Genomic DNA, 21,721 nt, shown 5'->3' with positions numbered 1-21,721 from the left:
AAACTTCTCCAAAAGCGGTCAGCCTGTTATTCTTTATCCACTCACGCAAAATCCATTTTCTTTTTATTGCCGGTCCATATTTTAAGATCAGCACTGTCACAACATCCACACATCTCTCAAAAGAAATATTTTCCCGTTCTAAACCTGCAAAGGAGCATAGAAAACTGAGGAGGCGAAATCCGAAATTGTAAGATTATTTATATAAAAGCCTAATAACAACTACATTTATAAAACATTTTATCCATTTAACATATAATAGCGGAAGTTGTCCTAACTGTATCAAAAATTGATTTTTGGAAAACACATATTTACATCTTCCAAAAAAGCCAACTTTCTTCCAAAAATTAAAAAGAACCCCCGAAGGAGTTCTTTCCTGTATAGCCTTTTTATTCAATCATCTGGAAGTATTTAAGTGCATCTATAATAGCTTCCCTTTTTTCAGCTGTTACTTGTGGCACTTTTGCCTTGCCTTCACCTGTGTTATAGTTTTCTCTTTCTATAATTCCAAATTCACGTTTTACTTGCGCTATATATAAATTTGTTACATGCAGGTCATATTTATTTTTTACATATTCCTGTATTTCTTTATATGTTGCTTTGTTTTCTGCACTTGTTATGTCTAATTCCGACATATCCAATCTTACCTTAATTTCGGCATCTGGAGCCTTTTGGGACAACAAAATTACCGTCTCAACGGATGCAACATTTTCCCTCAAAGCATCCATAACCTCTTTACTTACTGGAAATGCGTACTTTATTTCTTTTATCGGATTCTTTCCCTCTTCCCATGTTTCCTTTGGATGAAGGTGTACTTCCGCTATCATGCTCTCAATAAGCTTACGCTTATCCACATCATTCATTTTATCAAAAATCTTGTCGAAAACCAATAGCATCTTGAATACATTTTCCTTTGTAAGAACATCCTGCTGTGCAGCTTCCTTCTTTTTTTCAGAATCTGTTATCCTATCCTCAATATCATAGATTTCCTCATAAATTTTGTTAAGGCGGTTATTCATATCCTGTCTTTTACGTTCAGCATACTTGTCATCATCATATATAGCATCAATTTATGTCATTTTCTGTATCCGGTACACATGATATCTTCACCAGTTATTTCACATCCTACCTCATCTACAAATTGGTCTAATGCATTATTAATGAATTCATGTAACAACCAGTTCTGTTTTGACTTCATGTATTTGCTAAATAATTTCGGATTATATCTGACCAATTCACTTATCCAATGAAACACAGCAAAAATCAATACAGTCGATGGCATATTTGCTAAGTTGTCATTACCTGAAACTTCTTTTTTTATGTACCATAATTTTGTCTCACCAAATATGTAAAAAAGATAGCCTCTAGTCTTTTCGTGATATTTGTTTAGTGCTTTTTTACGCTCCTCAATTGGCTTGTGAATATCCCAATTGAATCTTTTTTTCATTCTTATAACATATTTACCATCAACACCTAGGTCTCTCTCAAACTTCGATGGCAAGTTCTTAAGAGCCTTAGCATTTGCATACCTTCCAGAAACTTCGAATTTAATCCATGCTTCCTTAGAGTTGTCTTTTTTTACGAACACAGGCTTGCTGATAGGAACGAATATCTCCGGTTTGGAAAAAGTAATGCAATATGCTCTATGAACACATGGAATATTATAAAGTAATTCCGCCATTGTGTAATGGCCTGTGACTATATTATGTCCGTAATATCTTGACAGCTCAGGTAAAACTCCAGCGCCTTTTATCGATGTACAAGCCTCTTTTATATTTGTCTTATTAGTATCGTCTCTAACAGACGATATTCCATGGTTTTTTAATCTACTATCATCAACACCTTTATATCGCAATAAGGCCTTAGCTGCATTTAAAATACAATAATATGATGTTAATGGTCGTGCGTTATCTGGAAGTTCCTGTGACGCTAAATAAAAACTATGCGCCTGTTCCCAATAAAATAAGGCATCACTTGCTCCAGATATTGATTGACGCTTCAAAAACAAAGCTACATATTCCCAACATGAATCCGTTAGTATTGTTCTACTGCCATATTTAGGTCTATTCACAGATTTCATCAATTCACACGATTTGTTATTGATGCATATATCTTTGAACATTTCTGTCTTCTCCTCCCGACATCTATTCCACTGCCCGAAAATGCCTTTACTATCGAGTTGCCGGATTTGTTACCAGTTTTCAGCTCTTGCTCAAAAATGCCCGACATCTAATCCACTCACTCAATTTGCGTTATCTAATCCGAGGTCACAACCTGACACACATTTTCACAGTAGATATGTTTCCATATAAAATAACCGAGCCTTTTCAGGAGTTAGGCTTCTAATCCCAACTTTCGAAAAAGCCCGGAAATACGCCACTTTCTGACCATTATTTTTCTTTTCTTGACATCAATACAACCGTCTCGACTGTTGTTTCAGTTTCCAAGGGAAGTTCTTTCACTTCCTCGCCATCAATAGGCACAGGGAAATTGAATACAATCTTCTTTATCCAGCTTCCGTCTTTTCTCTTTTCCGGGAACATCTCAATTCGCTCGATAAAGGCTTTCATAAACTCTTTCTGTTCTGCTTCCGTTGCGGAATGGTAGACTTCATCAAATGCCAGTAAGAGCCGATAAATGTTATCGCCGGAGATTTTCTCCTGCTGGATGCTGCGTATCTGACTTTGCAATTCGCCAATCTGAACTTCGATTTCCTCTATCGTATCATACTGTTCATCATATCGGCGCTGCAAATCCAAAATTTTTCTGTCATAGTGGGCATCGTTGATGTCCAAGGTATCCATCTGACGCTCCAAGCGGCTTTTCGTTCCAAAGGCTTGCTTTAGCTGTCCTTGCAGAACGGCGATCTGCTTTTCCATATCCTCTGTATCAACCGCCGTTCCGATTTTCGCTTGAATTGCTTCTACAAATCGGGGATTATTGACCATAGCGGAAATGATCTTTGCCACAAATTTATTGATTTCCGTCTGCTCGATATTGAGCCGGAAGCTACACTCATGCCCTGTGGGTGTAACCGTATTTTTGCAGTAGTAATAATACCGTGTTTTCTTGTCCTTGCTGTGTGCCTTGGCGGTATTGCCGTACATACTCTTGCCGCAGCATGGGCATTTCAAGATACCGGACAGGATGTGTGCGTGGTCTGGATTGTTGACCTTTTCCCGCTTAAAGGAATTGATCTTGCGCTTTTCCTGTGCCAGATACCAATCCTCTTCAGAAATGATAGCTTCGTGCTGTCCTTCATAAACCGGAAACTCCGACTGCTCAACCACGTGCATCTCGTTTCTTGTACCCTGTTTCTTTTCAGTTCTTCGTCTGCCGTAAGCAATCTTTCCCATATAAACAGGATTGTACAATACATTTTTCACAAAATCTCTTGAAAATCCCGGAATGGTATTATTCTGTCTTAGTTTCTTTACATAACCATTGCGGTTCAGATATTTTGCAACTCCTGCAACACCCTCGTTTGTATGAATATAACGATCATAGATTACTCGGATAACTTCCACTTCATCCTCTGCAATGACAAGGTTTCCGTTTTCCAGTTTGTATCCATAGGGAGCAAAACCGCCGTTCCATTTGCCTTCACGAGCCTTTTGCTCCCGTCCTGCCATTGTCTGTGTGCGGATATTTTCTCGCTCAATCTCTGCCACCGCAGACAGCACAGAGATCATCAGCTTTCCGGCATCCTTGGAGCTGTCGATGCCATCCTCCACGCAGATCAGATTAACACCGAAATCCTGCATGAGCTGCAAAGAGTTCAGAACATCCGCCGCATTTCTGCCAAATCGGGACAGCTTAAAGACCAGCACATAAGAAACATCATCTTTGCCGTCCTGGATATCGTTCAGCATCCGTTGGAAGTCCTGCCGCCCTTGGATGTTCTTGCCGGAAAAGCCTTCGTCAGAATACTCCCCGGCAATAATCATATCCTCGTATGCCGCATACTTCCGCAGCTTGTCACGCTGGGCATCCAAACTGTACCCGTCAACCTGCATAGAGGTGGACACTCTTGTATAAAGATAGCATTTAAGTTGTTTCTTTTTCAGAATCTCCACCTCCCTCATTCATTTCTTTTACCACAAGTCCTTCGTTGCGGATATAATACTCCAAAAGCCACAGCACATAATCCGGTGCATGGCGGTTGTCCAATTCCCACTCGGTCATAGTCCGATAAGGGATATGGACGAGCTTGCAAAAATCTTTCCGGTTCAGTCCTGTGCTTTCACGCAACTTAATAATTCTGTTTTTACAATCCATCCGTCTTTTCTCCATAAAAGCAAAAAGTACACGTTGTGTAATCATTATAGCATAGCCGCAACGAATACGCAACGTGTAAATTGTGAGATTTTACGCAGCCTTATCCGCCAAAGGCTGTGCTTGATTACTTTCCTCGGAATGCTCCACTTCCTGCGGAGTGTCCTGTTCCAATTTATCCAAAACCTGATGTCCATATTTCTGGAGCATCTGGCTCATAACATCCACACAGCGGTCAAATGCCGCATTATATTTCGCTTCCTCATAATATTTCTTCAATAGGCGATTCCTCCATCAAAGTTCCATATCCCGTCCACGCTTCCGGGCAGGGTGTTCGTGTTCCTGTGTTTCCTTTCCTCTGATGAGGATAGAATTGATAAAAGCCCGAACCTTTTCGGATGCGATTTCCAGTGCATCCAAGAAGGGCTGGGCTTTCTTTTTCAGCTCTTGATATTGTTCATGCAGCGCATCGTACCGCTGCTTCCATGTTTTTGCACTTTTCTCCGCTTGCTCGAATTTCTGCTTGTACTTGATCTTCTCTGCCTTTTCCGCAAAGCTACTGACAGCATAATCTTTGAGTGTGCGGCATTCATCCGGTGTCAGTGTGATATTGTTTCCGAATGTGGCCTTCTTGCCCATCGCTTCAATATCCTGCACCGTCAGAGCAACGGTCTTTGCTGTTTTGGTTTCCTTTTGCAGAGCTTCCAGTTTCTTTTTCTGTTTCTCCGTGGCAGCTTTGGCATTCTCCAAACTCCGCTTCGCCTGTGCCACCTGCCCGGTCACAGCTTCCAAGCGCTGCTGTTCTGCCTGCACCTTGAACTGGGTCACAGTCAGATGTTCCTCTGTACTGCCACGCTCTCCACGCTCCACATCGGTATAACCGGCGTTTCGCATGAAATTGAAAAAGTCATCCTGCAACACACTGTAGGATGACTTCAAAATCTTTTTCCCTTTTGCGTTGAGCATGGGATTTCCGTCCTCGCCAAGCACCGGCTTGGACTCCCATTTCTTGCTGCGGCTGACCTGTGTGATGACCTCCTTGATGGTTCCCCGGAGGGCTTCATCCTTGCATCGCTTCGACCAAAGTATCTGCTTTTCCACCACCGGGATATAAACCACATGAAGGTGGTAGTGGTACACATCTTCGCCCAAAGCTTCGGACATTGCTCGGTTGCGCTCATCGGCGTGCATCACAGCGGAGAGAATATACTGCTCACCACCTACGATCTCCGCAGCAGCTTTGTAGGCATCGGCATAAAACTGTTTCGCAAATTCATAGCCGCCATGATTGTAGAAATAAGCGGAATTCACATCAAATACCAACTCACCGTATTTGACGGCATCCGGCTTCAGACCTCTGGTGGAGATCACGCCGTCTTGTTCCATCTGCTCAAACATTTTTACATAATCGTCCGTGGGTGCTTTGAAATGGACGTTCAGAGAAGTGCGTTCCGGCACGATGTCCTGATTGCTGTAGCTGTCCTTTTCACGCTCATTGTGTTCCTGTACCTTTGCCACATCTGCCGGGTTTCCCAAGTCCTGATTTCTGGCTACGGTACGGTCTATTCCATCGTTTCTTGCCATTGGCGTTTCCTTTCTTTGAGATTTGCAGACAGCGGAGAACTACGGAGAGGCACTTTTTCAAAGTGTAATAACCCACTATGACACTTTCATCCATACTGGCTGCAAAGTGCCGTGGGCTCTCCGAGGGCTCTCCCGAGGGGGAATGCGGTCACTGCGGTGACCTCTGCTGACCAAGGCGAAAATGTCTGCGCCTTTTCCCATGGTCAGCCCCGTCTGCATGAAGCTGTTCTGTGTCAACTTCCTCTTGCAGCCGATGTCCACAGACACTTTTTCAAAAGCCTGTGGACATAGAAACAGCCCGAACGAGAGGATGTGTGCTGTTTCTATAACGAGCGTTTCACGCTCTTTTGCTGCGTACATACGTACCAGCAATGGGATTTACTCGACCTGCCGCCATTCCTCCGGAATGTCCTCCGGTACGTACGTACACGGCGAATCTCCGTAAAACCCATTTATATGAGGTCGTGCAATGGCTTCCACTCCCATGAATCCCCAAACCCGCCGTCCGGCAGAGTTGGTAATGTTGTTGCAATGCTCCAGATTGAATTTCTTGGCATTGGCAATCATGGCGTCGCTGAAGCTGCGGGCTTTCAGCGGAGCAAGGGAATTTTCCTCACACCACATCCGGTAGATTTCATAGAACTCCTTAGAGCTGATGGACGCATCCGCTTTGCGCCGGATATATCCCTCCGATTCCATGAAATCAAAGATATTATTATTGTCACGCTTGACCGCTTCTCGGTTTTCCCGGATACGATCACTCTCTGTCAATTTGAAGTTGTTGGCAACAAGCCGCTGCAATCCTTCAAATGCCCACAGGAAAATGCCCTCGGCTTCGGCTTTCATCTTCTCTGCAAGGTCAGGATCGTCAGCTCTGTCCACTGGCTTTTCCTTGGTGGTCAGCACAAGCTGTCTGCGATAAAATCCGTCACTGCGATCATAAAGAGCTTGCAAATCGCCGTTGCTGAACGCAAGCAGCCGGGCGAACATCCAGCCCTGATAACTCTGCTTGCCTTTACGTTCCAAATCCATCTTGCCCTGTGCTGTCACGATGGATTTTACATAGTTGGTCTGGCGCAGAGCTTCCATCCGCATATCATCATCTACGCACAGCAGGATGTGCTCCAGATCGGCACGGGCAAAGCGGTTTTCAGAAATCTTGCCGATGTTGCCGTCCTTCATGTTTGTGCCAAAGATAGCCGAAAGCACCGCACCGATTTGGGATTTACCCTCGCCACCGTTGCCCTTAATCACCATCATGCGCTGTCCTTTGTTGGAGGGGATCAGGCAATAACCGATAAACTCCTGCAAGGTGGGAATGTCTTCCGCATGGAGCAGTCCATTCAAAAAGTTCAGCCAGATCACGGGCGCAGGAGCATCGGGATTGTAGACAACAGGCAGACGGCTTCGCACGATAGCCGGTCTGCCCTCGGTAAATGTGCCGTTCAATAGCAGCGTACCGTTGAACACATGGATGCGATCCTGCTCCGGTGGGAAGTCAGGCACTTGCGCTTCCAGTTTCAGCACTTCCAGAATGTTGGTGATCTTCCGGGGGATGTTGTTCACGGCACAGAATTTCAGCTTGTCGTAAATCTCCCCACGCAGTGGGAGATCGTCCGTCACTCGACCATCGGGCGTAAAAAAGCTCCGTTTGCGAAGATGATTCTGCGCTCATGCAGAAATTCTTCACAAAACAGAGCTTCGTTGATGTTCTGCCCATCAAACCAGACAGGCAAATTCATATCAGGCGTTTTCCGGTTCTTCGCCATGGTGCGCCACCTCCTTTTTCTTTCGTGTGATGTACTCTTGCAGAAAAGCAATTTTGCCGTCCTGCATCAGCTTGTCCACCAATGCCACCCGTTCTTCCAGATCACCCACCGTCAGCACATCTGCCATATATTCGATATAGCAGTGCATCTGGCAGGCTTCCACAAAACGATCATCCAGAGCCTCCTCCGGTGTTTTGGGTGCATACCGCACTTTCCAATCTTCCAGCAGATGCAGATAATCCGTCAGCACCCGGAAACACAGCATTTCATCCTCCCGGAACTGACGGATATAAGGACGCTTTGGCTTGGCCATAGCTGCGGCAGTGGGCGGTTTCGGGTCAAGTCCGAAGTCCGAAGCCAGCTTTTGCGCTGCTTCATAGCTGCTCATATTGAACAGCCTTGCCACAAGGTCGATCACATCTCCCTTTGCTCCACAGCCGAAGCAGAAGAAATAGTCCTCATTCAGCTTCAAGCTCGGATGCCTGTCATTGTGGAACGGGCAGCAAGCCATACCGTTTCGGTTGACTTTCAGCCCGTAGTGTTCGGCGGCTTGCTTGACACTGATTGCCGCTTTGATGGTTCCATAGATTGTCATAAAAAACCCTCCGTTCATAATATTCTGGAAAGCACGAAGCACCCGCAGTGATTGGCAGGTGCTTTGCTCCTTCTATTATGGTTATGACGGATTTCTCAAAAAACAGGCTAATCGGAGGACAACTCCGTTTCAAAAAACAGGACAACTTATTGATAGATGTAGATTTCTTTACATTAGCATGATACAATTAAGAAAGTGAAAAAACAGGACAGGAGGTAAGCATGAACCAAGAATTGATGACATTGGACTTCTGGCAGGATACGGTCATATATGAGGGCAAAACATTTCCTGTCGGCACGCTTGCCTGTGATGCGCTGAATGTTCCTGCGGATACTATTACAAAAATGAACGAGCAATGCGAGAAAATCAATCTGCTGCTCGGGATGCTGAATGCCGGACAGGATACTTCTGCACTCTTTCCTATGGCAAAGGAAGCTGCATTGACAATGTTAGAGATTCTCAGCAAAACGCCGCCGTTCTCCTATATGGATATACCAAAGCACCGGGAACGAATAGAAAGGGTCTTTACTGCGGACAATGCTCTGAAATATGTGGAGTTCGCCATAAAAGCCGTAACCAATTCTTTACCGTTCGAAGAAGTTCCGAAATATGCTGATGCGGTGATGCTCCAGCGCTATACCGCTGTATGCGGGCATCTGGCTTACTCCCTTGAGGAATACCAAAAGGCGATGCTTGATTTTGCAGAACAATCGGACGGAAACGAAGCAGACCGCACCGCAGAGGGCTTTGCGAAAATGTTCGGCACCTATTTCCCACCGGAGTTTTCTATCACAGAGGGCAATGCCTGGATGTCTACCCTGAACAATTCCGTTCAGTATGTATCCGTCATCCGTCCCGGCGAAAAAGTTACGAAGCTGGTCAAGCGGATGCACTATGTATCCTTTGTGGGGATGTTCCGGTCTGATCTCTTTGAGGGCCTGTGTGTTGGTCATGCACCGAAGAAATGCAAAATCTGCGGCAAGTGGTTTCTGACCACCAACGCACGGCACACCAAATACTGTGGCGGCTATGCACCGGGGGACAAGCTGCACCGCACCTGTCGGCAGATCGGCAACCTGAAAGGCAGAGAACAACGGGAGCTTGCGGACGATCATCCGGTGAAACAGATTTATGAGAAACGGCTGAACACCATAAACCGCTATGTGAAGCGTGGTACTCTGGACGCTGATCTTGCAGAGGTTATGAAAAAGCTGGCAAAGGATAAAATGCTTCGAGCGCTGAGCAATGTCGCCTATGCCAAAGGTGATTACGAAAAAGAGATGGGACAGGCTGCTTTGAAGAAAGAAGCAAAATTACGGACGAAATGAGGAATATGTAATGGCACAGAAATATGATTTAACTGATATTGGGAATGCGCTTAGCCGGGTTATGGACAATCCTATGACCAAAATAATCCGTTCTGGCTCTATTGGTGTGTTGGGCGTAGTAAACCCAGTTGCGGGAATTGTAGGCGGAATAGGAAATGATCTTCTATCTGAATACAATACCTTCAAACTTGGCCATCTACTGAACGGTCTTGCATCTGGCTTTAATCTCGAAAGAAGATTGAACGAGCTTTACAACTATGTAAACTCCAGCCCGGAAAAGGCTATTATCGTAGCCAATCTGTTCAAACAAACCGTAAATGCAGAATGCCCAAAGGTTTGCGTTATTTATGGTCTAATTCTTGCAAACCATTTAGAAACACTTACAGAATTCACGCACGAAGAATTGATTGTCTGTAAAGCTTTGGAAAACGCTACGGATTATGATCTGAAGAATTTCAAAGAAATAATGGAGAACTATCTTAAGCCAACATCAAATGGAAGAAGAATTGTATTTCCAAAAGACTTTGCAGATATTGCTGCTTTCACCGCCACATGCGATTGGTGTGTATATAATAGAATCTTTGTTTCCCGCACGGCAGAGTGGGGTGAAATGGAAGAAGGCGTTTTGGATATGAGCACGTACTATTACGAGGCAAATCCTGCATCTGTTCTTCTGGATAATATAAATGCTGCAAGACAAACTTGGAATTATGGTTAATTATTCCCGCTGATTACTTAGAAGGGAGGTGCGCTATGCTGAATGATTTTACATGGAATATGACCGGATACATACCAAAACACCAAGTCAATCCTCACAGTGATAGTATCATTCCCTATGTAGCAGAGCGCATCTTCCAACTGGAACCGGAGCCGCCATCAGTGGGCAATCTGAACGAATATATCCGGTCTGCCTTACAGGAGAAGAATTTGATATATTTCTCGTTCTTTCTCCACCACTACGAACCGCAGCTTAATAAACGCATCAAGAGCTTTCTTGGCGTGGATGGCGGCGATTTGTACGACACAGACCGATTTATAGATATAAAGCTCTCCTGCCGGGAGCAAATGCTCCAAAAGCTGATGGACTATGACCTTGCCAAGGGTGCAGAGTATGCTACATACATTTTCCCGTTCATCCGGGATGCTATGCTCCGTTTTCGCATGGGCGAAGAAAAATGGTCGGTGTCCTCTCTGACCAATTACAAAATGGTGCGGTCAATGGCTTGGCTGTACCACAATACCAAGGATGCGGTCAACGAATTTTCCAAGAAATACAACTGCGATCTTGCCCTTGCGGAAGAATATCTGAAAGTTGTCCGTGGAATCCGCAATCAGCAGCCTTTCTATGTCACAGACGAGGACGGCGAAGAAACAGGCGAGGATGTAGCCCTTGACGATAGCTGGAACTATACCGATATCCTCTGGAACGGCATACAGGCAGAAAAGGTGCAGCGGGCATTTGAGAAACTGAATTACCGGGAACAGACCTTGCTCGAAAAACGGTTAGCAATTTGCATGACCTGTGGGCGTGTCAGCTCATGGAAAGACCTCCCCACCTTTGAAGAACTGGCGGTTATGTTTGAGGGCAGTACAGCCAGCGGTGCAGAACGAGCCTACCGAAAAGCAGTGGACAAGTTGACGGAATTGTTGGTTGCCGAGGGCGCAATCCATGCAGTCCGGCTAAAACAGAAATCCAAGATCAAGCGAAAAAAGAAAATCGCCGCCGTAATCTACGAATATCAGGCAGACTGCGACGGCGAATGGGGCGAAATATCATTAGATTTTGAGAACAGCAAGGCAGAGGTCATTTTGCTTGCCGATTGGGATACAGTGAAAACAAACAAATTTGCAAGCAGAGCAATCGCCTATCTTCTGAACTGTGAGAACGAAAAATTACCCAAGGAAATAATGGTGGCCTTTGAATAACGAGGGAGTGAGATACATGGAACAATTATTGATTATTGAAGATGATATAGGGTTGAATCAGGGTTTAAGTAAAGCACTGAAAGCAGATGACCGTCAGATCATTTCCTGCCAAGACCTAAAAACGGCGAAGGAACAGCTTCTTTGCGGCGGTGTATCCCTGATCCTGCTGGATATCAATCTGCCGGATGGCAGCGGGCTCGAGCTGCTCCGGGAGGTCAAGGAAAACACACCCTATATTCCTGTTATTCTGCTGACTGCCAATGACACCGATCTGGACATCGTAGATGGGCTGGAGAGGGGCGCTGATGATTATATTACCAAGCCCTTTTCTCTTTCGGTTTTGCGGGCAAGGGTGAATACCCAACTGCGAAAGCAAGGGTCAAGCCATAAAAATGCGCCGATCCATATTGATCTATTTCACTTTGACTTTGAGGCTATGACCTTTTATGTGGAAGATTCAAAAGTGGAATTGAGTAAAACAGAACAAAAATTACTGCGTCTGCTTGTTGAAAACCGTGGTCGAACCATGACCCGTGGAGACCTTGTCGACCGGATCTGGACAGATGGCGCAGAATATGTGGATGAAAATGCTTTGTCTGTTACGATCAAGCGTCTGAGGGATAAGCTTGGCGCACAGAAATACATTAAAACCATCTACGGAATCGGTTATAGCTGGGTGACAAAAGATGAATAAAACCGGCATTGTGATCATACTGCTATGTTTTCTGGCGGCGATAGCTGCTGTATTATGGGAGCGGAGGAAGATCAGAAAAACGATGGAAGAAATCGAAAGGATGCTGGACGCTGCCATGACCGGCTCCTTTTCTGAAACCAATTTTGATGAAAGCCAGCTATCTGCATTGGAAACGAAGTTTGCGCACTATCTTTCCGCCGCAGAAGCATCTTCTCAAAACATAGCGCAGGAAAAAGACAAAATCAAAACCTTGATTGCTGACATCTCCCACCAGACAAAAACGCCGATTGCAAACCTGCTGTTATACAGCGAGCTTCTGATGGAGGAAACTATGCCTGCATCGGCGAAGGCAAATGTGGAGGCACTGTACAAACAATCGGAAAAGCTGCGATTTCTGATCGATTCTCTCGTAAAGCTTTCCAGACTGGAAAACGGGATCATTTCACTCTCCCCTCAGCAAGCAGCGCTGCAGCCGCTGCTTGAAAGTGTGGTAGAACAATATACTGCCAAGGCTTCTGAAAAAGGATTGTCTTTGCAAATGCAGGATACAGATGCTTTTGCTGTATTCGACTTCAAATGGACAGCGGAAGCGCTGGCTAATATCGTAGACAACGCCATCAAATATACAGAGCATGGCACCATTACTATTTCTGCCGTAAGCTATGAAATGTTTGCAAGGATCGATATATCGGATACCGGTTTAGGCATACCGGAAACTGAGCAAGCGAAGATATTTGCTCGCTTTTACCGCTCAAATAGTGTGCAGAAACAAGAAGGAGTCGGCATCGGCTTATACCTTGCCCGACAGATCATATCCGGCGAGGGCGGTTATATCAAGGTTGCTTCCGTTCCGGGAAAAGGAAGTACGTTTTCCATATTTCTGCCGAAATAACAACAATTCTATCAAAACTGTTAGATTTCATTTTTCGCCGGAAAGAATGTGGAAAGATTCCTATGCGATAATCTGTATGTATCAAAGGATCATTTCCTTTCATACATACAGATTTTTTCATGGAGGTACTCATTTATGGAAGTTTTACAGGCAAAAAACCTGAAAAAGATTTATGGCTCCGGCAATAACGCAGTTCATGCGTTGGATGGAGTTGATTTAAGTGTAAAGAAGGGCGAATTTGTTGCAATTGTCGGCACATCCGGCTCCGGCAAATCCACGCTGCTGCACATGCTGGGCGGGCTGGATCGCCCTACAAGCGGCACGGTCATGGTGGACGGACAGGATATTTTCTCCCTGAAGGAGGAAGCGCTGACCATCTTCCGCCGCAGGAAAATCGGCTTTGTGTTCCAAGCATATAATCTTGTTCCGGTGCTGAATGTGTATGAAAATATTGTTCTACCCATTGAGCTGGACGGTGGCAAGGTCAATAAGGATTTCGTACAGCAGATTGTACAGACACTTGGGCTGGATGATCGTCTGGATGCGCTGCCCAATCAGCTCTCAGGCGGTCAACAGCAGCGGGTAGCCATTGCCCGTGCGCTGGCGGCAGCACCCGCTATCATTCTGGCAGATGAACCCACCGGCAATCTGGATTCCAAAACCAGCCAGGATGTATTGAGCCTTTTGAAAGTCACCAGTCAAAAGTTCGCCCAGACAATCGTAATGATCACTCACAACGAAGAAATTGCGCAGATGGCAGACCGCATTATCCGTATCGAAGATGGTCGGATCGTCTCCCAGAACTAACGGGAGGTGGCTACGATGAATGTCAAAAACAGAAAATGTATTCGAAAGCTCAGCTTAAAATCTCTTTATGCGAACCGTCGCCGCAATCTGATCGCTATTTTTGCCATTGCGCTGACAACGCTGCTATTTACGTCCATGTTCACCATTGTCTTGTCACTGAACGCCAGTTATGAAACCTACCAGTTTCGGCAGGTAGGCGGCTATGCACACGGTACCTTTAAAGATGTTTCCCCCGAGCAGGCGGAACGTATCACTGCCCACCCAAAGGTGAAGGCTACGGGGGCACGGAAGGTAATCGGTATCACTGCGGAGGGGGTCTTTGCCAAAATACCGGCAGAGATCAGCTACATGGATGCCAACTGCACTAAATGGAGCTATGCAACCCCTACTACCGGACGGATGCCCGAAAGCGGCAAAGAGGTAGCCATGGATACGGCAGCGTTGCAGCTGCTTGGCGTAACGCCGGAGCTGGGCGCCGAGGTCACGGTTTCCTATTCCATTACGGACAAGGATCAAACCGCCTTTACCGTAACAGATACCTTTACGCTGGTGGGCTATTGGGACTATGATGAACTAATGCCTGTTCATTACATCAACATCAGCCGTGATTACGCAGATGACATCGAAGCGCAGGCAGTGAAAACAGGTTTACAGCCTTTCCGCACCGATTTGAATGTCATGATGGCTTCCGGCACAAACATTCAAGGGCAGATGGAGCAGGTGGATACCGATCTTGGCTACACATGGGACAGCTATACCGATCCCAACAGCGTCCGGATCGGCGTCAACTGGGGATATACCTCATCCCAGTTGGAGTCGCAGCTTGATCCGGAACTTGTGATCGCCATAGCAGCTTTTTTGCTGCTGGTGATTTTTACCGGGTATCTTATCATCTATAACATTTTCCAGATCTCTGTTGCGGGGGATATCCGGTTTTACGGACTTCTGAAAACCATTGGCACAACGCCCCGGCAGATCAAACGTATCATTCGCCAGCAGGCACTTCTGCTTTGTCTGATCGGCATTCCGGCGGGGCTGCTGGTGGGCTATGGCATTGGCGCTGTTCTGGTGCCTGTTGTCTTGCGCTCCACCCAGTTGGATGCAGGCATCACCACCATCAGCACTTCGCCTGTGATCTTTGTTGGCTCCGTGCTGTTTGCCCTGCTGACGGTGCTTTTGTCCTGCTCCAAGCCCGGGAAAATGGCAGCCAGGGTTTCTCCGGTGGAGGCTACCAAATATACGGATGCGATGCAGACCAAGAAAAAACAGCGCAGCACCCGGGGAGCGAAGCTCCATCAGATGGCCTTTGCCAATCTGGGACGAAACAAAAAAAAGACGGTGCTGGTGGTGGTGTCTCTGGCACTGTCGGTGACGCTGTTCAATGCGCTGTGTGCCTTTGTGGGCGGCTTCAGCATGGAGAAGTATGTATCCTTCATGACCTGCGCCGATTTTATCGTCAGCACGCCCGACTATTTCCGTTACAACCCGGCAGATGAATTCATCACGCCGGAACAGATCGAAGAGATCGCAGCAAACACAAAGGCCAGTCTTTCCGGCACGGGATATGCTGTGCGAAAACCCGCATATCTGTGGATGACGGAGGATGCTCTGCGGCAGGACTATGCAAGGTACGAAAGCGCCGAGCAGTTGGACAGCCATATGAGCCGTCTGGAGCACCGGGGCAATATGGTGATGGGAGATACCAGAATCGAGGCTCTGGATAACAGCCTGTTTGACAAGCTGCAAGTGTTCGACGGAGATATTTCTCCTATGCTGGAGCCGGACAATAACGCCATTGCCATTGCGGTTTCTTTGGATGATTACGGCAATCTGCCCAATCCTGAATACTACCCCAAGGTGGGAGACACGATTACCGCTACCTATGCGGATGATGTGAAATATATCGACAGCCGCACCGGGGAACTCCGCACCGAAGATACACCGGAGGAGTACTTTCAGGCAAAATTGTATGGAGCCAGAGATGTAGAGTACACGGTCTGCGCCTTGGTAGAACTTCCGAATTCCATGAGTTATCGTTATGGTGGTATTGGATATGACGTAGTTTTGTCTGTGGACACCGCACAGAGGGACAGCGGTGGTGCAGCCATTCCGATGCTCTACCTGTTCGACACAGCGGACGAAGTTGACGAGGCCGAAGCAGAGCAATATCTATCGAAGCTCACTGCCGGTGAGTTTTCGCCCTTGATGTATGAAAGCAAGGCCACGGCTCGCTCTGAATTTGCTCAGTTCCGGCAGATGTTCCTTCTGATAGGCGGTATCCTCTGTGCTATCATTGGGCTGGTGGGACTCTTAAATTTCTTCAACGCCATGATGACCGGTATTCTTTCCCGCCGCCGTGAATTTGCTGTGCTTCAGGCTGTAGGAATGACAAACCGGCAGCTCAAAACCATGCTGATCTACGAGGGGTTGTTTTACGCAATATCTTCTGTAGCAGCGGCCTTTATTCTGTCGCTGGCGGTGGGACCTCTTGCGGGAAAAATGCTGGGCAGTATGTTCTGGTTCTTTGAGTATCGATTCACCATTCTGCCTGTCCTGCTGACAATTCCGGTATTTCTTCTGCTGGGGTGGCTGATTCCTTGCATGATGTATGACAACGCAGCAAAATGCAGCGTTGTAGAGCAATTAAGAGATGCTCAATAACTGTTAAGCAAAAAACGGCCCTCTGCCAATGAAAAGGCAGAGGGCTGAGTTTTAATCTAAGAGTTTACATTCAGTTACAGTTTTTAGATAAATTTCGGGGTTTCCGTTCAAAACAAGGTCTGCATATCCAATCGGGTCATTGTAGATTAGATAGTCCAGCTCTGACCGCTGATACATATTGTCAGCAACCTCATTCTCCACGGCTATTGTATCAATAGCAATCATACTGCCATCTAAGAATTTCAGTTCCACACAGGCATTATCCATGTTGAACTCACAAGAAATCAACCTATCCATAAGAAACCTCCACTTTGCTGGATGTTAGATCATCCCAAAATATTTGAATGCTTCTCGGATTGCTTTCTCTTTTTCCGGTGGACACTGGGGCTGTCTGGAATCCTCGGACTTCGGCAGATTATAGTTCTTACCAACCCCAATCCCACATTTTCGTTTAATCTGTGAGATATAGAGGTTGGATACCTTTAACCCGGTATGCTCCAACACATACTCCTTGATCTGCGGATAGGTTGCCCCATCCTGAAATTCGGACATATCCATATCTTCCAAAGAGAACTCAACCCGAATCTTTTTCGAGTCGACCTCACCCTTGGAAAGCAAGACAACTGTCTCCACATTCCCAGTCATAGGAAACATATCCACACAACACGCTTTCTCCACGCTGTAACCCATATCCTGTATCGTCACAAGGTCTCTTGCGAGTGATGATGCCTTGCAGGAAATGTAGACGATGTGGTCAACGCCGTAAGACAGAATCTTTGGAAGTGCCTTAGGATGAATTCCGTCACGGGGTGGGTCAAGAATTATTATATCCGGCTTGTCCTTGATGTCATCAATGACCTTCAGTACATCGCCTGCAATGAACTCACACTGCGTAAGGCCATTGTGTGCCGCATTCTCACGTGCAGCCACAACCGCCTCCTCAACTATCTCAACACCGATTACCTTCTTAGCCACCGGTGCCATAAGCTGTGCTATTGTACCGGTTCCGCTGTAGAGATCGAACACAGTCTTATCCTTCGTTGTACCGATATACTCTCTGGCAGTAGAATAGAGAACTTCCGCTCCAAGAGAATTGGTCTGGAAAAATGAAAACGGCGTGATACGGAATGTGAGTCCGAGAAGCTCCTCATAGAAGAAATCCTGTCCGAACACAATCTCAGTGCGCTCATTCTTGATAGCATCAGCGACACTGTCATTATATGTATGCAGGAAGCCTGTAATATGTCCTTTAAGGTCAAGTGCTTTCAATTCATCCGCAAGAGCATCAAGAGAGTATTCCATCTGGGTTGTTGTTATAAGATCAATCAGAATGTCCCCCGTCTTAACTGCTTTTCTCACAAGCAGATGTCTGAGATATCCCTTATGGGTAACTTTGTGGAAAAACGGAAGTCCGGCGCGAGACATGTGTTCATGCACACAATTAAGAATTCTGTCATAATCCTCATCAACAAGAAGACAGCCATCACATGTCACAATGTCATACATGCTGCTTCTTTTGTGAAGGCCAAGTGCCAGAGGCCCGTCCTTGAATTCATCCCCAAATGTATACTCCATCTTATTGCGGTATCCGGTAACATCAGGGCTTGCCTTAATTCCTTCAAATTCATAATCCGTTCTGATAACATCATCCAGCAGCTTCTTAACCTGGGATGCTTTCATCTTAAGCTGCTCATTGTAATCCATTGTCTGAAAAATGCATCCGCCGCAGACACCAAAATGTTCACATGCCGGTACACTTTCAAGAGGAGACTTCTCTTCAACTTCAAGAAGCCTGCCCTCATACCTTTCACCACGGCTCTTACATATGGAAAAGCTTACCTTCTGCCCCGGTATAACATTCTTCACGATTACCGGCTTTTCCTGACCGTCAACTCTTACAATTCCTTTGTTGGGAAAGTCAACACGCTCGACTGTTCCTGTATACACTTCACCTTTTTTCATCATTGATTACTTATCCCTGCCATCTTTTTTCTTGTCATTATAACCCTTAGGTGTCTTAAAGAGAATTCTCGCAACCATTCCGCCACCGCCGAATATCAGTACAAGCATAAGAAGCCATTCATAGAGTGATACGCCTATCATTGAAAATCTTGTAGACATAATAATACATGCAAGAATAATTAATACTCCAAGTCCGGCAACCAGCTTTGCTGCAAATGAATCCGGATTAACAAACAACCATACAACACCTATTATAAATGGTATAACCGTCATTCCCGTTGACATATGCCATCCACCGATTCTTATGTATCCACCGAAGAATCCCATTGATACATCAACATGTGTTGTAAGAAGATAAAGCCCCACAACAAGCATAGCCATTCCTGCCAGGAACTCCAATAATTCATTACGCTCTTTCTTCATTAGATTATCCTCCATCCTCCTTAAAAAATTGCCACCAGTTATTGCAACCGGTGGCAACAGTCCAGTTCAAACTCAGTCTGAATTACTTCTCAGTAAGCGGAACCTCTTCATCTTCAAAGTCTTCATCTCCGAAGTCTTCATCCTCAAAATCATCTTCGTAATCATCAAGATAATCAGGTGTGAAGTATCTGTATACAGCATATGCAATTGCAGCAATCGCTGCTACAGCTCCGACAACTGCAAGTGCAATAACAACTGCGTTACAGCACTTCTTCTCTTCTTCCTTCTTCTGTTCTAACTCACCCTTGTGAATAAGATCTCCAAGCTTGCTGAGTGATACAAGATCTTCAATTTTATTAATATTCATCTTTGTCCTCCAATCCGCAACATTCATCAGAATGAATGCACCACAAAATATATGAATAGTATACCAAACGCATTGTTATTTTACTACTGTTTTTTAGGTTATAAAATACATTTTATGATTTTTTCAGCTTGGCAAATCCTGCAAGGAGCTTCTTACGTCCGAACTCATCAAAATCAACACTGACTTCGTAATCACGTGCACCTTCAACAATTCCTGCAACCGTTCCCATTCCAAACCTGGCATGCAATACACGGTCGCCAACTCCGTATGAGAGCCCTTTCTTTTTCTCAAGGTCGAATATGTCAGAAGAAAATTCCCTGCCGAATCCCACCTTTGTATTAGGTTTGGCATTACTTGCATTGCTTATATATGAGCCCATCGCTGAAGAATATGCTGTCGACATAAATGAAGCAGCACGCCTGCTGTGTGCCGGTTTAGGTTCTTCTGCCTTTTCTTTTCTCTTGTCAAAGCTTGTCTCACCTGACACAGCCATCAGTTCATCAGGAATCTCTTTGATAAAACGGGACACTTTGTTATACTGTGTCTCTCCTCTCACCATTCTTATTCTGGCACTGCTAAGGTAAAGCTCCTTCTTGGCTCTGGTAATTCCGACATAACAGAGCCTTCGCTCTTCTTCCAATGCATCCCGGTCCTCAGACACAATCGACATATAGCTCGGAAAAAGCCCATCTTCCATTCCTGTCATAAATACAATCGGAAATTCAAGTCCCTTGGCACTGTGAATCGTCATCAGCATAACGTGATTACTGTTCTCATCAAGATTATCAATATCAGCAACAAGTGCAACTTCCTCGAGAAATCCGGACAGCGTTGGCTTGTCATCTTCGCACTCCTCTTCATATGTCACAATCTTATTGATAAGTTCATCAATATTCTCTTCCCTTGCTGCAACTTCCTCAGGTGTATCTCCGTCAAGAAGATATTCTCTGTACCTTATCTCCTCAAGCATATCCTCAACAAGCTGTTCCAAAGACAGCGACTGTACCTTAGCCCTGAGTGCACATATATAAGTTATAAACGGCTTAAGCTTTGACGCTGACCTTCCAAGAGTGGTAATCTCATCAGCCCTCATAAGCGCATCAAAAAAACTTATTCCACGCTCATCCGCATACTCCTGGACTTTGTTAATTGTTGTAGCACCTATACCGCGCTTAGGTACATTTATAATTCTCTTCACGGCCTGACTGTCTTTGCCATTATCAATTGTCTTAAGATAAGCGAGAATATCCTTAATCTCTTTGCGCTGATAAAAATTAACCCCGCCATATATCTTATAAGGGATATTAGACTGTACAAGCTTCTCTTCCAGCGCTCTCGACTGTGCATTAGTCCTGTAAAGAATAGCGCAGTCATTATAATTCCAGCCGTCTGTGACCTTGGCGCTTATTGTTGATGCTACTCCATAGCTCTCGGCATACGCATCATCATATGTTGTAAAATGCACCTTTTCGCCGTCACCGTTATCTGTCCACAACGTCTTCTGCTTTCTTCCGATATTGTTGGCAATTACATTATTGGCAGCATTAAGAATATTCTGGGTTGAACGGTAATTCTGCTCAAGCTTGATTACCGTTGCCCCCGGAAATGCATCTTCAAAATTCAGGATATTATGTATATTAGCACCTCTGAACTTATAGATTGACTGATCATCATCACCTACGACACAAAGGTTCTTATACTTCCCGGCAAGAATGCTGACAAGCCTGAACTGAGCCGTATTGGTGTCCTGATACTCATCAACCATTATATAGCGGAATCTGTCCTGATAATATTCCAGCACATCATCATCCGTCAGGAAGAGTTCAACCGTCTTAACTATAAGATCATCAAAATCAAGAGCATTATTAATCTTAAGTACACGCTGATACTCATCATATATCCTGGCGATAGTCGAAAGGTTATAATCACTTCCCGCCGCTTCCCGCATATCCTGCGGAGATTCAAGATTATCCTTAGCTGCTGAGATTGCGCTAAGCACAGCTCTTTCCTTGAAAGTCTTGCTGTCGATATTCAGCTTTTTTATTGCCTCTCTTACAATACTCTTCTGGTCATCCGAATCATATATTGTAAAATTGGTATCATATCCGATTCTGTCTATATATCTTCTCAGAATTCTTACACACATAGAGTGAAATGTGCTTACCCACACATGTTCTGCTCCCATGCTCACAACCTTATCAACACGCTCACGCATCTCAGATGCTGCCTTGTTGGTAAATGTTATTGCAAGAATGTTCCACGGATTAACTCCCTGCTCCTCAATCAGGTATGCAATCCTGTGTGTAAGTACTCTTGTCTTACCCGAACCTGCTCCCGCAAGTATCAGTACAGGACCTTCCGTTGTGAAGACTCCCTGTTTCTGCTGTTCATTCAATGTATCGTAAATACTCATGATTATACTGCCGTCCGACCGTCCTAAA

At 45.3% G+C, this 21,721-nt stretch carries 19 protein-coding genes and 1 pseudogene; 7 read left to right on the top strand and 13 right to left on the bottom strand.

Going from position 1 to position 21,721, the window contains the following annotated elements:
* Positions 1-386 precede the first annotated feature (386 nt).
* The 8 genes and pseudogenes from NQ488_04265 to NQ488_04230 all read right to left on the bottom strand — a co-directional run bounded on the left by NQ488_04265 (position 387) and on the right by NQ488_04230 (position 8,220).
* Entirely contained in the window at positions 387-1,016 is a 630-nt protein-coding gene (locus NQ488_04265) for a hypothetical protein (protein UWN96530.1), read from the bottom strand.
* 56 nt (positions 1,017-1,072) lie between these two features.
* Positions 1,073-2,119 carry a YaaC family protein gene (locus NQ488_04260; protein ID UWN96529.1) on the bottom strand — a complete coding sequence of 349 codons (1,047 nt, stop codon included), beginning with the start codon at positions 2,117-2,119 and terminating at the stop codon, positions 1,073-1,075.
* Between the two features lie 268 nt (positions 2,120-2,387).
* Positions 2,388-4,013: a recombinase family protein gene (locus NQ488_04255; GenBank protein UWN96528.1), complete on the bottom strand. Its 1,626-nt coding sequence runs from the start codon at positions 4,011-4,013 to the stop codon at positions 2,388-2,390.
* A 31-nt stretch (positions 4,014-4,044) separates the two neighbouring features.
* Positions 4,045-4,275 (bottom strand): helix-turn-helix domain-containing protein, encoded by a 231-nt coding sequence (locus NQ488_04250; GenBank protein UWN96527.1) that lies wholly within the window; start codon positions 4,273-4,275, stop codon positions 4,045-4,047.
* 90 nt (positions 4,276-4,365) lie between these two features.
* The gene (locus NQ488_04245) at positions 4,366-4,551 is read right to left on the bottom strand and encodes a hypothetical protein (GenBank protein ID UWN96526.1); all 186 of its coding nucleotides are present in this window, start codon (positions 4,549-4,551) and stop codon (positions 4,366-4,368) included.
* Between the two features lie 15 nt (positions 4,552-4,566).
* Positions 4,567-5,856 carry a plasmid recombination protein gene (locus NQ488_04240; protein ID UWN96525.1) on the bottom strand — a complete coding sequence of 430 codons (1,290 nt, stop codon included), beginning with the start codon at positions 5,854-5,856 and terminating at the stop codon, positions 4,567-4,569.
* Between the two features lie 378 nt (positions 5,857-6,234).
* A pseudogene (locus NQ488_04235) lies at positions 6,235-7,625 on the bottom strand (phage/plasmid primase, P4 family).
* Complete coding sequence (locus tag NQ488_04230; GenBank protein UWN96524.1) at positions 7,600-8,220, bottom strand: CHC2 zinc finger domain-containing protein; 621 nt, start codon at positions 8,218-8,220, stop codon at positions 7,600-7,602. The pseudogene NQ488_04235 and the gene NQ488_04230 overlap by 26 nt, the downstream one beginning before the upstream one ends.
* 221 nt (positions 8,221-8,441) lie before the next feature.
* On the opposite strand from NQ488_04230, the gene NQ488_04225 reads away from it, so the two are divergent.
* From NQ488_04225 to NQ488_04195, 7 genes are all read left to right on the top strand, one after another.
* Entirely contained in the window at positions 8,442-9,548 is a 1,107-nt protein-coding gene (locus tag NQ488_04225) for a DUF6076 domain-containing protein (GenBank protein ID UWN96523.1), read from the top strand.
* Between the two features lie 10 nt (positions 9,549-9,558).
* Positions 9,559-10,266: a hypothetical protein gene (locus tag NQ488_04220; GenBank protein UWN96522.1), complete on the top strand. Its 708-nt coding sequence runs from the start codon at positions 9,559-9,561 to the stop codon at positions 10,264-10,266.
* Positions 10,267-10,301: 35 nt separating this feature from the next.
* Entirely contained in the window at positions 10,302-11,474 is a 1,173-nt protein-coding gene (locus NQ488_04215; protein ID UWN96521.1) for a hypothetical protein, read from the top strand.
* A gap of 16 nt (positions 11,475-11,490) precedes the next feature.
* Positions 11,491-12,168, top strand: coding sequence for a response regulator transcription factor (locus NQ488_04210; GenBank protein ID UWN96520.1), 678 nt, complete (start codon positions 11,491-11,493; stop codon positions 12,166-12,168).
* Entirely contained in the window at positions 12,161-13,060 is a 900-nt protein-coding gene (locus NQ488_04205; protein UWN96519.1) for a HAMP domain-containing histidine kinase, read from the top strand. The genes NQ488_04210 and NQ488_04205 overlap by 8 nt, the downstream gene beginning before the upstream one ends.
* 135 nt (positions 13,061-13,195) lie before the next feature.
* Positions 13,196-13,867 carry an ABC transporter ATP-binding protein gene (locus NQ488_04200; protein UWN96518.1) on the top strand — a complete coding sequence of 224 codons (672 nt, stop codon included), beginning with the start codon at positions 13,196-13,198 and terminating at the stop codon, positions 13,865-13,867.
* A 15-nt stretch (positions 13,868-13,882) separates the two neighbouring features.
* Positions 13,883-16,528 carry an ABC transporter permease gene (locus NQ488_04195; GenBank protein ID UWN96517.1) on the top strand — a complete coding sequence of 882 codons (2,646 nt, stop codon included), beginning with the start codon at positions 13,883-13,885 and terminating at the stop codon, positions 16,526-16,528.
* A gap of 51 nt (positions 16,529-16,579) precedes the next feature.
* Here the strand turns inward: NQ488_04195 and NQ488_04190 are convergent, their stop codons facing one another.
* The 5 genes from NQ488_04190 to pcrA all read right to left on the bottom strand — a co-directional run bounded on the left by NQ488_04190 (position 16,580) and on the right by pcrA (position 21,693).
* Positions 16,580-16,825, bottom strand: a complete 246-nt coding sequence (locus NQ488_04190; GenBank protein UWN96516.1) for a DUF6061 family protein — start codon at positions 16,823-16,825, stop codon at positions 16,580-16,582.
* A 24-nt stretch (positions 16,826-16,849) separates the two neighbouring features.
* On the bottom strand, positions 16,850-18,490 hold the full coding sequence (rlmD, locus tag NQ488_04185) for a 23S rRNA (uracil(1939)-C(5))-methyltransferase RlmD (GenBank protein ID UWN97101.1): 1,641 nt from the start codon (positions 18,488-18,490) through the stop codon (positions 16,850-16,852).
* A 6-nt stretch (positions 18,491-18,496) separates the two neighbouring features.
* Entirely contained in the window at positions 18,497-18,913 is a 417-nt protein-coding gene (locus NQ488_04180; GenBank protein ID UWN96515.1) for a hypothetical protein, read from the bottom strand.
* A gap of 82 nt (positions 18,914-18,995) precedes the next feature.
* Positions 18,996-19,280, bottom strand: a complete 285-nt coding sequence (locus NQ488_04175) for a DUF4366 domain-containing protein (GenBank protein ID UWN96514.1) — start codon at positions 19,278-19,280, stop codon at positions 18,996-18,998.
* 112 nt (positions 19,281-19,392) lie between these two features.
* Positions 19,393-21,693, bottom strand: coding sequence for a DNA helicase PcrA (pcrA, locus tag NQ488_04170; protein UWN96513.1), 2,301 nt, complete (start codon positions 21,691-21,693; stop codon positions 19,393-19,395).
* Positions 21,694-21,721 lie beyond the last annotated feature (28 nt).

The organism is [Bacteroides] pectinophilus, from assembly GCA_025146925.1.
In the GTDB taxonomy this organism is placed as follows: Bacteria; Bacillota; Clostridia; order Lachnospirales; family Lachnospiraceae; genus Bacteroides_F; species Bacteroides_F pectinophilus.
This window is presented reverse-complemented; position numbering and strand designations above follow the sequence as displayed.